The organism is Flavobacterium potami (assembly GCF_020026915.1).
GTDB classification, from domain to species: domain Bacteria; phylum Bacteroidota; class Bacteroidia; order Flavobacteriales; family Flavobacteriaceae; genus Flavobacterium; species Flavobacterium potami.
In genome coordinates this window covers 1,001,937-1,017,253 of the sequence record NZ_JAINUY010000001.1, presented here as the reverse complement: position 1 = coordinate 1,017,253, position 15,317 = coordinate 1,001,937, and the positions used below count along the sequence as shown (strand labels likewise).

General features: G+C 34.7%; 13 protein-coding genes. 12 read left to right on the top strand and 1 reads right to left on the bottom strand.

Translation table 11 applies throughout. From position 1 onward, the window contains the following. Positions 1 to 361: 361 nt before the first annotated feature. The 10 genes from K6T82_RS04380 to K6T82_RS04335 all read left to right on the top strand — a co-directional run bounded on the left by K6T82_RS04380 (position 362) and on the right by K6T82_RS04335 (position 11,261). Positions 362 to 955, top strand: coding sequence for a TetR/AcrR family transcriptional regulator (locus tag K6T82_RS04380; RefSeq protein ID WP_223704702.1), 594 nt, complete (start codon positions 362 to 364; stop codon positions 953 to 955). Positions 956 to 1,202: 247 nt separating this feature from the next. Then, positions 1,203 to 2,420, top strand: a complete 1,218-nt coding sequence (locus K6T82_RS04375; RefSeq protein WP_223704701.1) for an efflux RND transporter periplasmic adaptor subunit — start codon at positions 1,203 to 1,205, stop codon at positions 2,418 to 2,420. A 12-nt stretch (positions 2,421 to 2,432) separates the two neighbouring features. Further along, positions 2,433 to 5,597, top strand: coding sequence for an efflux RND transporter permease subunit (locus tag K6T82_RS04370; RefSeq protein WP_223704700.1), 3,165 nt, complete (start codon positions 2,433 to 2,435; stop codon positions 5,595 to 5,597). A 317-nt stretch (positions 5,598 to 5,914) separates the two neighbouring features. Next, the gene (locus K6T82_RS04365) at positions 5,915 to 7,333 is read left to right on the top strand and encodes a TolC family protein (RefSeq protein WP_223704699.1); all 1,419 of its coding nucleotides are present in this window, start codon (positions 5,915 to 5,917) and stop codon (positions 7,331 to 7,333) included. Positions 7,334 to 7,721: 388 nt separating this feature from the next. Then, positions 7,722 to 8,327 (top strand): Crp/Fnr family transcriptional regulator, encoded by a 606-nt coding sequence (locus K6T82_RS04360; protein WP_223704698.1) that lies wholly within the window; start codon positions 7,722 to 7,724, stop codon positions 8,325 to 8,327. A gap of 70 nt (positions 8,328 to 8,397) precedes the next feature. Then, positions 8,398 to 9,126: a GNAT family N-acetyltransferase gene (locus tag K6T82_RS04355; RefSeq protein WP_223704697.1), complete on the top strand. Its 729-nt coding sequence runs from the start codon at positions 8,398 to 8,400 to the stop codon at positions 9,124 to 9,126. A 347-nt stretch (positions 9,127 to 9,473) separates the two neighbouring features. Next, entirely contained in the window at positions 9,474 to 9,854 is a 381-nt protein-coding gene (locus K6T82_RS04350; protein ID WP_223704696.1) for a DoxX family protein, read from the top strand. 13 nt (positions 9,855 to 9,867) lie between these two features. After that, the gene (locus K6T82_RS04345; protein WP_223704695.1) at positions 9,868 to 10,077 is read left to right on the top strand and encodes a hypothetical protein; all 210 of its coding nucleotides are present in this window, start codon (positions 9,868 to 9,870) and stop codon (positions 10,075 to 10,077) included. Between the two features lie 179 nt (positions 10,078 to 10,256). After that, positions 10,257 to 10,763 carry a DinB family protein gene (locus K6T82_RS04340; RefSeq protein WP_223704694.1) on the top strand — a complete coding sequence of 169 codons (507 nt, stop codon included), beginning with the start codon at positions 10,257 to 10,259 and terminating at the stop codon, positions 10,761 to 10,763. A 30-nt stretch (positions 10,764 to 10,793) separates the two neighbouring features. Beyond that, positions 10,794 to 11,261 carry a DUF1440 domain-containing protein gene (locus tag K6T82_RS04335; protein ID WP_223704693.1) on the top strand — a complete coding sequence of 156 codons (468 nt, stop codon included), beginning with the start codon at positions 10,794 to 10,796 and terminating at the stop codon, positions 11,259 to 11,261. Positions 11,262 to 11,438: 177 nt separating this feature from the next. Here the strand turns inward: K6T82_RS04335 and K6T82_RS04330 are convergent, their stop codons facing one another. Next, complete coding sequence (locus K6T82_RS04330; RefSeq protein ID WP_008467744.1) at positions 11,439 to 11,600, bottom strand: DUF1328 family protein; 162 nt, start codon at positions 11,598 to 11,600, stop codon at positions 11,439 to 11,441. 270 nt (positions 11,601 to 11,870) lie between these two features. On the opposite strand from K6T82_RS04330, the gene K6T82_RS04325 reads away from it, so the two are divergent. Both K6T82_RS04325 and K6T82_RS04320 read left to right on the top strand, forming a co-directional pair. Next, positions 11,871 to 12,929: a glycoside hydrolase family 130 protein gene (locus tag K6T82_RS04325; RefSeq protein ID WP_223704692.1), complete on the top strand. Its 1,059-nt coding sequence runs from the start codon at positions 11,871 to 11,873 to the stop codon at positions 12,927 to 12,929. Next, on the top strand, positions 12,910 to 15,180 hold the full coding sequence (locus K6T82_RS04320) for a glycosyltransferase (protein ID WP_223704691.1): 2,271 nt from the start codon (positions 12,910 to 12,912) through the stop codon (positions 15,178 to 15,180). The genes K6T82_RS04325 and K6T82_RS04320 overlap by 20 nt, the downstream gene beginning before the upstream one ends. Positions 15,181 to 15,317 lie beyond the last annotated feature (137 nt).

Below are 15,317 nucleotides of genomic sequence, written 5' to 3'. Positions count from 1 at the left end.
ATTCATATTGTAGAGCTGGACTTCAGTCCAGTTGAGCATGGTTTTTTTATTCGTCTTTCTAGAGAAAAATTATGAAAATGATTCGTTCTCGCCTAGCCCCGATCGAAACGGCATCCTTTTGTGTTGGGGTTCAACACAAAAGATATAGTGTAGAGCGGGACAAAACGTCTTGAAAAACGAAAAATGTTCTGCTTCAAAAAAGTATTTTAAAAATAAAATTCTCAATAAAATAAAGGCTTCACAAGTATTTTTAAAAATTCTTATCGTACGATAAGAAAATATTATGATAAAAATATTTTGAAATTCAAAAAACCGCCATACATTTGCCTAACAGTGTTAAACGATTTAATACTCGAATACAATGGCTAGCAAAGATCGAATTTTAAGACAAAAAGAAGAGACAAGAAATAATATTCTTGGCGCTGCTTATGATATCGTAAAAGAAGAAGGCTGGAATGGTTTGAGTATGCGTAAAATTGCCGACAGAATTGAATATACTGCTCCTATTATTTATGAGTATTTCTCGAATAAAGAAGCAATATTAGAAGAACTGACTGGCAAAGGTTTCGTCAAATTAACTAAAGAATTGCAAACTGCAATCGATAAGTTTGAAAAACCCGAAGATCAATTAGAAGCCATGTGGATGACTTATTGGGACTTCGCTTTTACTAATACTGAAATGTATCAGCTGATGTTTGGTGTTCAAATGACGTGCTGTGCACAACGATGTTCGGCTCAAGAGGGACCTTACAAATTATTTACTCAGGTGATTGCTGAAGTAATGAAAGACAGCAATCCGAGTCAAGATATTATAAAACAAAAGTACTTCACTTTCTTTTCTGTTATTCATGGTTTAATCGCCATCAACATCATTAACAAAAGTGACATTTTAGAAACAATTAATGCCCAAATTTTGAAGGATGCCATTGGCGGTATCATCAAATCAATACAATAATATTTTTTTCAATTTTTACTTAACGGTGTAAAATGATTTAATCGGATAATATAAAATCCTTTTTTTTATAACCTTCACTTAACACTGTTAGAAAATTTAATCGAGGTAATAAAACTCTTTTTTTAGACTTTTACTTAACAACGTTAGATAATTTAATACCGATTTAAGGACACAGTTGAAAATGATTAAAGTATGGAAGTTTGTGCTCATTTACTTAACAATGTTAGATAATTTAATTCAATTAAATATGAATCCCGAGAATTCTAGAATTCCAACAATTTTTACCCGAGAAAATGTTCAACCAATTAAAACCAAAATGAAAATGAAAAATGTAATTATAACCAGTTTTATTCTGGCATTAGTTTTAAGCAGTTGTGGAGATAAAAATCAGGCTCCTACTGCTCCACCTCCACCGGTTTTACCAGTGTTGACGATCACAAGTGCAAACACCATCACTGACTCTGAATATCCTGCTTCTATCCAAGGAACTGTAGACGTTGAAATTCGTCCACAAGTAAGCGGAAACCTTGACAGAATTTTTGTTGATGAAGGTGCTTATGTAAACAAAGGACAAACGTTATTCAAAATCAATGAACGTCCGTTTCGTGAGCAGTTAAATAATGCTTTGGCAAGTCTTCATGCGGCTGAAGCGGCTTTGATCAACGCGAACTTAGAAGTTGATAAATTAACTCCCTTAGTTCAAAATAAAGTAGTTTCTGATTATCAGTTAAAAACGGCTAAAGCTTCACAAAAAATTGCTGCTGCAAATATTGAGCAGGCAAAAGCATTGGTGGGTTCTGCTAAAATTAATTTAGGATATACAAATGTTACGGCTCCAGTAAGCGGTTACATCGGTAGATTGCCTAAAAAACAAGGAAGTTTAGTTTCTGCATCTGATATTGAGGCTCTTACTACTCTATCTGATGTTCACGAAGTATTTGCTTATTTCTCATTAGGTGAAACAGATTTCATCAACTTCAAAGAGCAATACGCTGGAAGTTCATTAGGCGATAAAATCAAAAAATTACCTCCTGTAACTTTGATTTTGGCTGATAATAATGCTTATCCGAAAACAGGAAAAATAGATATGGTAGATGGTCAGTTTGATAAAACAACCGGAGCTATCACGATTAGAGCAACTTTCCCAAATGCTAACGGAATCTTACGTTCTGGAAACACAGGAAGAATTCGTTTAGGATTAAACCACGATGCTGCGATTTTGGTTCCGCAAGCGGCTACTGTTGAAATGCAGGACAAAATATTTGTTTTCGTAGTTGGAAAAGACAACAAAGTAACTAAAATGCCAATTACCGTTGAAGGGAAAAGCGGTACGAATTATTTAATTAAAGAAGGCGTAAAAACGGGTGATCAAATCGTGATGAGCGGTATTGACAAATTGCAGGACGGACAAGCGATTCAGCCTGAAAAATCAACTAAAGTTGCCGAAGTAACTAACAAAAAATAATCAAAAGAAATAATGTTCAAAATATTTATACAAAGACCAGTACTGGCAACTGTAATTTCCATTTTATTGGTGATTCTGGGTGTGCTTGGTTTAACTAAACTGCCTTTACAACAGTTTCCTGATATTGCGCCTCCATCGGTTTTGGTAACGGCGGTATATCCTGGAGCGAATGCAGAAACGGTTTTACGTTCTGTGGCACCTTCTATCGAAGAGTCCATAAATGGTGTAGAAAACATGACTTACATGAGTTCTACCGCGAGTAACGATGGTAGTTTGGCGATTACGGTGTTCTTTAAATTAGGAACAGATGCCGACCAGGCTGCGGTAAACGTACAAAACAGAGTGGCTCAAGCGACAAGTCAATTGCCTGCCGAAGTTGTACAACAAGGTATTATCACGGCGAAACAGCAAAACAGTTTCATCATGGCGATTGGTATGTACACGGAGGATGAAGCTAAATACGATCAGACTTTTGTGGCCAACTATGCACAGATTAATATTATTCCGGAATTAAAACGTATTCCTGGAGTTGGTTCTGCCAGTATTTTTGGTGGTGTAAAAGATTACTCTATGCGTGTTTGGTTGAATCCGACACAAATGTCAACTTACAAAGTAACGCCAAATGAAGTGATGGCAGCGATTCAGGACAAAAGTTTGGAAGCGGCGCCGGGTAAATTTGGTGAAAGAAGTAAAGAAGTTTTTGAATATGTTATTAAATACAAAGGAAAACTTACCAAACCTGAAGATTATCAAAACATTGCGATTCGTTCTAATCCTGATGGATCTGTTCTTCGCTTGAAAGATGTAGCGAGAGTTGAATTAGGTGCTTACTCTTACAACAGTTTAACTCGTTTAAATGGTAAAAAAGGAATTGTAATTGGAGTTATTCAGTTAGCTGGATCGAACTCAAATGATATTCAGATTGCGATCAATAAAATGATGGAAAAAGCTTCTAAAGATTTTCCAACAGGCATTAAACACAATATATTCTATAGTACAAAAGTATCTTTAGACCAATCAATCGAACAGGTTGAACATACCTTATTGGAAGCTTTTATTTTGGTTTTCGTTGTGGTATTTATCTTCCTGCAAGATTTTAGATCAACATTAATTCCGGCTATTGCTGTACCTGTAGCAATTTTAGGAACGTTCTTCTTCATGCAGTTATTCGGATTCTCGATCAACCTTCTAACGCTTTTCGCATTAATTCTGGCGATTGGTATTGTGGTAGATGACGCGATTGTGGTCGTCGAGGCCGTGCATGCGAAAATGGAGCACAAACATCTGTCTCCAAAAGTAGCCACGCATGAAGCAATGCACGAAATAACGGGTGCTATTATCTCGATTACGTTGGTAATGGCTGCTGTATTCCTGCCGGTTGGTTTTATGGAAGGCTCAACAGGAGTTTTCTATCGTCAGTTTGCCTTTACGATGGCCATTGCAATTGTAATTTCGGCTGTTAATGCCTTGACTTTGAGTCCTGCGCTTGCTGCATTATTTTTGAAAGACAATCATGGTGCTCATGATGCAAATGCACCTTATGAGAAAAAAGGATTTAAAGAGAAATTCTTCTCTGCTTTTAACAGCAGTTTTGAATCATTAACAAATCGGTATGTTGGCGGATTGAAATTCTTAATCAGAAAAAAATGGTTGAGTTTAGGCGGATTGGCTTTAATTACTTTGGCAACTGTTTTATTAGTAAAAACAACCCCAGCAGGATTTATCCCAACAGAAGATCAAGGATTTATTGCGATTGCAGTAAATACACCTTCTGGAACATCTCTTGACGGAACTCAAAAAGTAATGACTGAGGCTGAAAATACATTAAGAAGTTTGGATGCTTCTCGATTTGTAACAGCGATTTCAGGATTCAACTTATTGACGAATTCTACTAGTCCATCTTCTGCGGTTGTTTTCGTATTGTTGAAACCAAACGAAGAACGTGGAGAAGTTAAAAACATCGACGAAATCATGAATCAAGTTCGTGGTAAATTGGGCGCTATTTCTGGTGGAAGTTTCTTCGTATTCAGTTTCCCAACCGTTCCGGGATTTAGTAACGTTGAGGCTTTGGATTTGGTTCTTCAGGATAAAACTGGAGGAAAACTGGATAAGTTCAGTGGAATCTCTCAAAACTTCATTGGCGAATTAATGAAACGTCCAGAAATTGCGGTTGCCTTTACAAGTTTCAAAGCTGATTATCCTCAATTACAATTGGATATCAACGACGAAAAAGCGAATCAATTAGGTGTAAATGTAAAAGACATTTTACAAACGATGCAGGCTTATTTTGGTAGTGCGCAGGCATCAGACTTTAACCGATTTGGTAAATATTACCGTGTGGTTGTTCAGGCTGATATTGCAGACAGAGCAGATCCAACAGCCATTGACCGTGTATTCGTAAAAAATAAAACTGGCGAAATGGTGCCGATAAATACTTTAGTAAAACTAACTCGTATTTATGGTTCTGAAACCGCTTCTCGATATAATTTGTTTAACTCAATTTCTATTAATGCGATTCCGAAACCTGGATTTAGTTCTGGAGATGCCATTAAAGCAATTGAAGAAGTTGCCAAACAACAATTGCCTGCAGGTTACGGGTTTGAATTCTCGGGCCAAACGCGTGAAGAGATTTCTTCTGGAGGGCAGTCGGCTACAATTTTCTTACTGTGTTTGATTTTTATCTATTTCTTACTTGCTGCACAGTATGAGAGTTATATTCTGCCTTTAGCTGTAATCTTGTCAATCCCTGCAGGTATTTTTGGAGTATTTGTGGCAATTGGTTTAACAGGAATCGAAAACAACATTTATGTACAAGTTGCACTTGTCATGCTGATTGGACTGCTCGCCAAAAATGCCATTTTGATTGTGGAATTTGCGGTACAAAAACGAAAATCAGGTATGGCGTTAGTAAAAGCTTCTATAGATGCTGCGAAACTTCGTCTAAGACCAATTATCATGACGTCATTAGCCTTTATTGTTGGTTTAGTTCCAATGATGAGCGCCAAAGGACCATCGGCTCAAGGAAATCACTCCATCAGTATTGGAGCTGCGGGAGGAATGATTTCAGGAGTAATTTTAGGATTATTTATTATTCCTGTATTGTTCATCGTATTCCAATATTTACAAGAAAAATTCAGCGGAAAACCAATCGCTGTAGTTCATAACGAAGAAAAATAAAATATGGAAAACTATATAACGACAATCCTTGTTGCCATAATAGCAGGCATTGGATATATATCATACAGAATCTCGAAAGATCTTGAAACCAAAAAAGATATTTGTACAGAGATTTAAAAAATAAATTTAAACACATAGAGACATAGATTTTTATCTCATAAAAAAGAGAATAAAAGAAACTAGTTTACACACATAGCTAAACTATGTGCATTTAAATTAGTGAAACGCCTCTTTTAAAGTTTACAAAGACTATGTTTCTATGTGTTTAAAAAAAATCTACCCAAAACCAAAGGGTACAGAAATCTAATAAAAAGACAATGAAAAATTATATAACCAAAATCGTGACCTTCGCCATTCTGATCACGACTCTAATATCCTGTTCAGTCTCTAAGGATATTGAAACTCCAAAAGATGCATTTCCTGAGAATTTCAGGAATGCATCGGTTTCGAGTGATACAACCAGTATTGCCGATGTGGAGTGGAAAAACTTCTACACTGAAAAAGATATTATCAAACTAATAGACAGCGCTGTAGCGAGAAACAATGATTTGCTTATTGCAGAAAAAAATATTGAAATCGCACAATACAGATTTACGCAGTCCAAATGGGGAAATGTTCCTCAGGTTAATTTATTTGTAAATGCAAGTACCAGCAATCCTTCTGATAATAGTTTTACCGGAATGAACTTGGGACAAGCATTAGGACAAAAACATATTGACGATTATTCTGCCGGAGCTTCACTTTCTTGGGAGGCTGATATTTGGGGAAAGATTAGAAACCAAAAGAAAGGGGCTTACGCAGGATATCTTCAATCTGAAGAAGTAAAGAAAGCATTGCAAACAACAATTGTAGCCAATGTTTCCAGAGGCTATTACAATCTTTTGATGTTGGATGCTCAATTGGATATTGCCAGACAAAATCTAAGATTAAATGATAGTACAACGAATATTATCAAATTAAAATACGATGCTGGTCAGGTAACCAATCTAGCAATTCAACAATCTGAAGCACAGAAGTTAAACTCAGAACAATTGATTCCGTTATTGGAACAAAATATTGCGATTCAGGAAAATGCTTTAAGCGTTTTAACAGGTTCTTTTCCGGGTGCGAAAGAAAGATCGATTCGTTTAAGTGCTTTAGAAGTAAAAAACAATAATGCAATTGGAATTCCGTCTGCATTAGTAAGCAGAAGACCAGATGTAAAAAGCGCTGAATTAGCGCTTAAAGCAGCAAACGCCAATGTCGGTATCACAAAAGCGGATTTATACCCAGCTCTTAGAATTACGGCTCAAGGCGGTTTGAACTCTTTCGAAACGAGCAGCTGGTTCAATATTCCAGCTTCTCTATTCGGAACTGTGGCAGGTGGTTTAACGCAACCTATTCTGAACAACAAAAGAGTAAGAACGCAATATAATATCGCTGTAGCGGAAAGAGAAAAAGCGGTTTTAGCTTTTAGACAACAGGTTTTGGTTGCCGTGAGTGAAGTTTCTGATGCTTTGGTTAAAGTAGAAAAATTACAACAGCAAGAAACCTTCTTAAAAGAAAAAGTAAAAACGCTGCAACAAGCAATCAAAAATGCCAATTTGTTATTCCAAAACGGATTGGCGGAATATCTTGAAGTTTTAACTGCTCAAGCCAATTTATTGCAAAGCGAATTAGAATTAGCAGATCTTAAAAGACAACAACTAACAGCCAATACCGATTTGTATCGTGCCCTTGGAGGCGGCTGGAAATAATACCCGTACCCGTTAATTATTTATTTTTTGAGAGGAAAACGCTGTGAGACTTTGGTTTCATGGCGTTTTTTGTTTTAAGGTTTTGCCACTAAGGCGCTAAGACGCGAAGTTTAATTCAATTTATCTCGCTCCCGATAGTTATCGGGATTACAGATTAAGCAAATTTATTCTCATTTTATGTCTTCCTGAGCGAAGTCGAAGGATCGCATGCTGAATCCATCCAGTACGTCTCACTGTACGCGTCCTTCGACTCCGCTCAGGAGGACAAATCTTTGTGGAGTTTCTAGTGCGATTTCTCCTTCCTCGAAATGACAAACTTGAACTTATTTCTTTATTTTTGAAAAAAAACTTTGTGCCTTAGCGCCTTAGTGGCAAAACTCCAAAACAAATGACTTTCAATAAAGAAACCTATCTCAACAACTTCAAACTATATTTCGAAAGTTATGCTCCTATTTCTGAAAAATCTTGGAAACTAATTGAAAATAGTATTGAATTTCAAACTATAAAAAAAGGAGAAACATTGCTAGAGAACGGAGAAATCTGCAAAAACCTTTATTTTATAGCAAAAGGAATTCTGCGCACTTTTATTACCGATGAACAAGGAAATTTCTACAACAAAAACCTTTTTTTAGAAAATACACTCGCCTGCTCTAAAGTTTCATCAATGCTACAAACTCCGTCCAACTTTACAATTGAAGCTTTGGAAGATTGCATTTTAATTAATCTCAATTACAAGAAATATATCGAGTTGATTAATCAAAATGACGATCTCAAAAACTACTATATCGCCAACATTGAAAAAAATTGGATTATTGAAAAAGAACAAAGAGAAATTGCTTTGGTGATGCAAAACGCAACTGAAAGATACTTACAACTTCTTAAAAACCATCCAGATATTGCAGACCGCGTTCCGTTATTACATATTGCCTCACATTTAGGCATTACACCAACGCAGTTAAGCCGAATTAGAAAAAGTCTCGAAAAAGATTTGTAAATCAACATATGTAAAGGCTTTTCTGGAATGCTAATTTTATCTTTGCTTTAGATTTAATTTTATATCTGAAATGAAAAATATAGACCTAGTAAAAGACAATATCGACAACCTTACTTCTCTTTGGAAAACGGTTGCCACTCCTCTACTTTCTTATCATAAAAACGATCCGTTTCAATACAGTAAAATAAAAAATTCGGGCTGGCCAAATAGATTATGGTTTCGAGAAGATATTTCAGAAGAAAATCTGCCACAAATTCTTGAAATCATAGAAAAAAATCCAGGTTTGATCATTCCGTATTGGGATATTTTTGGAAGCAATTCTAATGAAATTTTCGAGAAAAACGAATTTCAAATACGAGTTCAGCTTGTCGCTATGGCTTTGAAATTGGGTGAAAAATTTCTAATTGAAAACAATCTTACTTTTAAAAGAGTTCTGAATGAAGAAGATGCCAAAACCTGGTCCGATATTTATCCGTTATCTTTTAGTTATGTAATAAGTAAAGAAACTCTGGTTCATAATTATGAAGATGTGAAGTTTTATTTGGTTCATTTGAATGAAAAACCAATTGGAACACTTACGCTTTTTCAAACGGGAAATGTTATGGGAATTCACGGCGTTGGCGTAATTCCAGAAATGCGTAAAAAAGGTTACGCCGAAGAAATCATGAAATTTGCAATTAATGAAGCCATTGATGCTAATTGCGAATATGCTCATTTACAAGCTTCTCCTTTAGGAAAAGGAATTTATACGAGATTAGGTTTTGAGGATTTGTTTGTAATTACGAATTACTTTTTGTGAAAAATTCCAAATTCCAATTCGCCACATTTTCGGTCATTGCGAGGAACGAAGCAACCGCATTTGCAAAATTAAGTAAAATGTTAGCGTGGTTGCTTCGTTCCTCGCAATGACAAACTGTTGTGGTTACTTTGTTGCTAATCTTTGGCGAGCTACTTGTGGAGATCCCTCGTCCCTCGGGATGACAAAGAGGAAAGTAAGTCCATCACAACTAACAACTAACAACTAACAACTAACAACTAACAATTGTCCAAAATGCCCCGAAAATAGTCGTAAATGTGTATTTCATTAAAAGGAAAACATTATTAGATTTGTAATACATTAACTAATAACCTTTTAAAAATTACCTAATGAAAACAACAAAAATTCTTTTTTGGACTACTACTATTTTTATTTTTCTATTTGAAGGCGTTATGCCCGCTATGTATTCACAATCTGAAATGGCTAAAGAAGGAATCAGACATCTAGGTTATCCTGAATATTTTGGAAACGCTTTAGTTGTGTTTAAAATTCTGGGAGTTCTAGCGTTGATTATTCCTCAAGTTCCGGGACGTATTAAAGAATGGGCTTATGCCGGATTTGCTTTCGATTTCATTTTTGCTTCAATAAGTCATTTTGCTGTTGACGGAATAAATGGTCAATCTTTCTTCCCTTTGATTGTTCTAGCGATTTTGATTGTTTCATACGTAACATATCATAAAATACAGCGTTATAAAAATATAGCGCTCTAAAAACCAAAACTTTATGATTGAAGTTTTTAAAACAAATGTTCAGGAAGAATGGCAATGTAAAATAATCATTGAAACTCTTCTTGAGCATTTTCCAAACAGTTCGATCAACTTCGATTTAGAAGATTGTGATAAAATACTCCGCATTCACGCGCCTACCATTTCGAATGCAAAAATTATTGACGTTTTAAATTTTCATGGATACTCCTGCGAAGTGCTTCCATAAAAATTAACAACTTTCAAAATACTGATATTTAAGATCTTATTAATTTTTATCGTATATTTGAAAGACCATCATTTCCCCTAATTCTAAACTATTTACTTTAACAGAAAATGTACTGTGGGTTTATTAAAACCCTTCAGCTGGCATTGCTGTTGAATAACTAATTTCTAAAATTTATAAAAATGAAAAGTGCTATTCAAAATACGATATTAGAAACCTACACTAAACTGAGCGATATTCTTTCTTCATTTTCTCAAGAAGAAATCAATATTGTACCGTTTGAAGGAAGTTGGACAGGAGGACAAACCGTTCAGCATATTATTCTAGCTTGCTCTGGTTTAACGCAATTATTTGCAGGAAAAACTGAAAAATCAAGTCGTGAACCTGACGAAAACGTTAAACAATTAGATGCAATATTTCTAGATTTTAATACCAAATACCAATCGCCTGAAAATATAAAACCTGCCTTTATTGAGTACGATAAAAACACATTATTAGCATCAATAAAAAAAATACAAACTGATTTGTTTGAAGCTGCTGAAACTTACGATTTAACTTTAATATGTCTTGAAGCTAAAATTCCAGGATTTGAAAATTTTACTATTTACGAATGGCTTCATTTTGCGATTGTTCACACACAAAGACATACGCAACAGTTAAAATCGATTCATGAACATATTATTAAGTAATAAATCTGGATTTAATTTAATTTATTTTTTATGAGATCAAAAGTAAGAACCATTGTTTCATCTGGTTTAGTTGCAGGAACTTTAGATATTACTGCCGCTATTTTAATCTACTCGGTGATTCTTCATAAAACAACAGCCGAAAAAATCCTGCAGTCTATTGCAAGCGGTGTTTTCAAAAAAGAAGCATATACAGCGGGAACAGAAATGACCTTTGCAGGTTTGGGTTTTCATTTCTTAATTGCTTTTATATTTGCCTGGTTTTACTTTAAAATTTTCCCTTATATCCCTTTTTTCAGAATCAATACTTTTTTATCTGGATTCTGCTATGGATTTTTTATTTGGATAGTGATGAATCTCATTGTGCTTCCAATCGTGTTTCCGGTTTTACCTGAAAAGAATTTAGACTTTCCCCTTTTGCTTTCTATATTGATCGTCATTTTATGCGTCGGAATGCCGATTGCTTTTATTACAAGGAAATACTATGCGAAATGGTTTTGAGGAAAGGGACAAAGTTACAGAGTTACAGAGTGACAAAGTAACAAAGGTTCAAAGTGACAAAGGCTAAATCTTTAAACCTTTCTCACTTTGAACCTTAATGTATTTTAAGAGAACAAAAAACAACGTTCAGAGCAAAAACTTTGTCCCTCTGTCACTCTGCCCCTTTGTCCCTAAAAATTAAACTTTTCTTCTTCCTGTAATTAGTGAAATAATAAATAACACTAAAAAGATAAAGAATAAAACTTTTGCAATACTTGCGGCTCCAGCGGCAATACCACCAAAACCAAAGATTCCTGCTATAATGGCAAGAATTATGAAGATAACAGTCCAACGTAACATAATATTAGATTTTTAAGTTCTTAAATAAGACTATTTGATAGCCTGTTTTGTTTGTTACTCAAAGTTCTTTTATTCCTACAAATCTTGTTAACTCAAAAACTTTTTTAAATTAACTCAATCCGTTAAAAAACAGCATTGTATCAAGCATTTTCACTATTATTTTTTATTCTTACACAATTACCACCTTTACTCTTTTGAGTTAATTTTTTAATGGATTGGATTAATCGTCGCTATACTCTCAGGGTAATTTTGAGTAAAATTAGAAGAGTGATGAAAGAGGCGAAAAAGCACGGTATTATTTTAGAAAAAACCGATAGAGCTTTTGAAGAATTAGGTGTTTTAAATCCTGCAATTTATCAAGAAGGAAATAATGTTCATATGTTTTACAGAGCGGCCAAGAAAGGAAATTTTTCCACAATAGGATATTGCCGTTTTGAAGGACCGACCACTTTAGTAGAAAGAAACACACAGCCTGTTTTTACTCCAGAATATATCTATGAAATTCATGGTGTCGAAGACCCGAGAATTAACAAAATAGACAACAAGTTGTATATGACTTATGTAACTTATGATGGAATTAACGCTTGTGGTGCATTAGCTGTCTCTAAAGACTTTAAAACCTTTAAGAAAAAAGGAATCTTGACGCCTAAGTTTATTCTTCATGATTTTAAAAACCTAATTAAAAACCATTTACAGAATCCGAGCGTTGCAAAGATTTTGGCTTTTAATACGGAAAGAAATTATCCGCTGACCGAAACCATAAAAGAAAACTTATTTGTTTGGGACAAAAACGTAGTTCTTTTTCCAAAGAAAATAAACGGAAAATTTGTTGCCTTGCATCGTCTTTTTCCGTCGATTCAGATTTTTTCGTTTGAGAAGAAATCGGATTTAACCGAAGATTTCTGGAAGACTTATTTAAAAAATATTCCTGATTACATTGTTCTAGAGCCCAAATATGAACATGAAACGAGTCATATTGGTCCTGGAGCTCCGCCAATCGAAACAGCAGACGGTTGGCTTTTAATTTATCATGCTGCTGAAAAGAGAGAAAAAGGATTGGTTTATCATGCCGCGGCTGTTTTACTGGATTTAGAAGATCCTTCTAAAGTAATTGCGAGGTTACCCAAACCGATTATCACACCTTCAGAACATTACGAACGTCATGGTTACGTAAATTATGTAGTCTTCCCGACAGGAACTGCCATTTTCGATGACCAATTATATATTTATTATGGTGCCGCTGATGATAAAATTGCGGTGGCTTCTTTGAACCTTAACGAGTTATTAACCGAATTAAAACTGCATCCTCATGAAAACAATATCAAATAAATCAAAAATAGTTTTTTTATCTACTTTTCCGCCAACGCAATGCGGCATAGCAACCTATACTCAGGATACAATTAAAGGTATCGTAGATGTTTATGGTAAATCTATTCAGTGCGAAATCTGTGAACTTGTTGATAAACCCAAAGAAGAACCAACACAAGCCTATACCTTAAACACAAAAAATCGCGAAGAATATGCTAAAGTAGCTGAAGAAATCAATGCCGATGAAGCCGTGAAATTAGTTCATATTCAGCACGAATTTGGTTTGTTTTCTGGAAATTACGGAGACCATCTTTTAGATTTTTTGAATGCTATTAAAGTACCGGTTACTTTTACTTTTCACAGTGTAATTCCAAATCCGAATGACGAATTGAGAACATTCGTAAAATTGTTATTGAGCTATAGCAATTCGGTTTTTGTAATGACAAATAAATCCAAAGAAATACTAATTAACGACTACGATATCAATGAAGAAATAATTACTTGCGTACCTCATGGAACTCATATTGTAATATACGAAACTCCAGAACAAGCAAAAGAAAAATTAGGAATTCAGGACAGATTAGTACTTTCTACTTTCGGACTTTTAGGCGAAGGAAAAAATATAGAAACTGGTTTACAGGCTTTACCAAAAATTATAGAAAAAGCGCCAAATGCTTTATATCTAATTATTGGCAAAACACATCCAAACTTAATTAGAGATGGTGTCGATGCTTACAGAGATAAATTGGAAGGCATTGTAGCGGAATTAAACCTGCAAAATAATGTTCGTTTCATCAATCAGTATTTAGATACCAATGAACTTTTAGAATATTTGAAAGCGACGGATATTTACATGTTTACTTCTAAAGATCCGAATCAGGCAGTGAGTGGAACTTTCTCATATGCGATGAGTTGCGCTTGTCCGATTGTGGCTTCTAAAATTCCGCATACAAAAGAAGTTTTAACAAAAGATGATGGAATTTTATGTGATATTGGAGCTTCAGATCAATTTGCAGCTGCAGCGATTAAATTGATTGAAGATCAAAACTTAAGACATGAAATGGGAATTAGTTCCTTTACTAAAATGCGAGCTTCTTCTTGGGAAAATGTTGGAATCACGCAAATGAATACGTATAAAAAACTAATCGATAATCCGGCAGAAATTAAATTCAGTTATCCCAATATTCAACTAAAACACATCAAAAAACTGACTACAGATTTAGGAATCGTTCAGTTTAGTAAAATTTCGATTCCAGATTTAGATTCAGGTTATACATTAGACGACAATGCACGAGCTTTGATTGCTTTCTGCATGCATTACAAACTGTCTCAAGACAAAGAAGATTTGGCTTACATTTTAATCTATTTAGACTTTATTCTTCGTTGTCAACAGCCAAAAGGAGATTTCATTAATTATGTTGATCAGGAAAATCGTGAACATGTAGAACAAAATGCCGAAGTGAATTTAGAAGATTCTAACGCAAGAGCAATTTGGGCTTTAGGAACTGTAGTTTCGATGTCTGATATTCTTCCAGAAGCCATCACCAAAAAAGCGGCAAAATGTTTATTGCATTCTTTAAAATGGGCAGAAAACATTCAATCGCCACGTTCGATTGGTTTTGCAACAAAAGGATTATATTTATATCATTCTACCGTTCCAAATTTATATGTGGCCGCAATCATCAACAAATTGAATGCTAAACTATTGGCTAATTACGAAGATACAGCAACAGAAGACTGGCAATGGTTTGAAAATTATCTAACATACGGAAACGGAATTCTACCAGAATCGATGTTGTATGCTTATTTAATTACCAACAAACCGGTTTACAAAAAAGTCGCTTTAGATTCATTAGATTTCCTAATTTCTAAAACATTTGTAAAAGGAAATTTCAAAGCGATTTCTAACAGAAGCTGGTACCACAAAGGTTCTGAACCACATGAATATGGAGAACAGCCAATTGATGTTACTTATACCATTATGACTTTAAATGCATTTTATAATGAATTTAAAACGCCACAATACAAAAAGAAAATGAAAGCTGCCTTCAATTGGTTTTTAGGTAAAAATCATTTAGGACAAATTATGTACAATCCGGTAAGTGGTGGCGGTTACGACGGATTAGAAAAACACAATGTGAACTTAAATCAAGGTGCAGAATCAACCGTATGTTTCTTAACCGCGAGATTATTGATGGAAAAACTGGCTTTATCACAATCTAAAGTTATTCCCATAATGAAATCCCGAACTGGAATTGCTATTAATTCTTAAAAAAGATAAAATATTGAAGCTAACCAATAACTTCATTTTAACCCTGAAAATCCCTTTTTTAATGAAAGGGATTTTTTGTTTTGAGAAATTCCCTAACGTAGGTTTGGATTTTTTATTGTGTTCACTACGATGAAAAT

Excerpts from the sequence above, each read along its gene's own strand:
- K6T82_RS04380 (WP_223704702.1), top strand. The coding sequence starts at position 362 with ATGGCTAGCAAAGATCGAATTTTAAGACAAAAAGAAGAGACAAGAAAT.
- K6T82_RS04375 (WP_223704701.1), top strand. The coding sequence starts at position 1,203 with ATGAATCCCGAGAATTCTAGAATTCCAACAATTTTTACCCGAGAAAAT.
- K6T82_RS04370 (WP_223704700.1), top strand. The coding sequence starts at position 2,433 with ATGTTCAAAATATTTATACAAAGACCAGTACTGGCAACTGTAATTTCC.
- K6T82_RS04365 (WP_223704699.1), top strand. The coding sequence starts at position 5,915 with ATGAAAAATTATATAACCAAAATCGTGACCTTCGCCATTCTGATCACG.
- K6T82_RS04360 (WP_223704698.1), top strand. The coding sequence starts at position 7,722 with ATGACTTTCAATAAAGAAACCTATCTCAACAACTTCAAACTATATTTC.
- K6T82_RS04355 (WP_223704697.1), top strand. The coding sequence starts at position 8,398 with ATGAAAAATATAGACCTAGTAAAAGACAATATCGACAACCTTACTTCT.
- K6T82_RS04350 (WP_223704696.1), top strand. The coding sequence starts at position 9,474 with ATGAAAACAACAAAAATTCTTTTTTGGACTACTACTATTTTTATTTTT.
- K6T82_RS04345 (WP_223704695.1), top strand. The coding sequence starts at position 9,868 with ATGATTGAAGTTTTTAAAACAAATGTTCAGGAAGAATGGCAATGTAAA.
- K6T82_RS04340 (WP_223704694.1), top strand. The coding sequence starts at position 10,257 with ATGAAAAGTGCTATTCAAAATACGATATTAGAAACCTACACTAAACTG.
- K6T82_RS04335 (WP_223704693.1), top strand. The coding sequence starts at position 10,794 with ATGAGATCAAAAGTAAGAACCATTGTTTCATCTGGTTTAGTTGCAGGA.
- K6T82_RS04330 (WP_008467744.1), bottom strand. The coding sequence starts at position 11,600 with ATGTTACGTTGGACTGTTATCTTCATAATTCTTGCCATTATAGCAGGA.
- K6T82_RS04325 (WP_223704692.1), top strand. The coding sequence starts at position 11,871 with ATGAAAGAGGCGAAAAAGCACGGTATTATTTTAGAAAAAACCGATAGA.
- K6T82_RS04320 (WP_223704691.1), top strand. The coding sequence starts at position 12,910 with ATGAAAACAATATCAAATAAATCAAAAATAGTTTTTTTATCTACTTTT.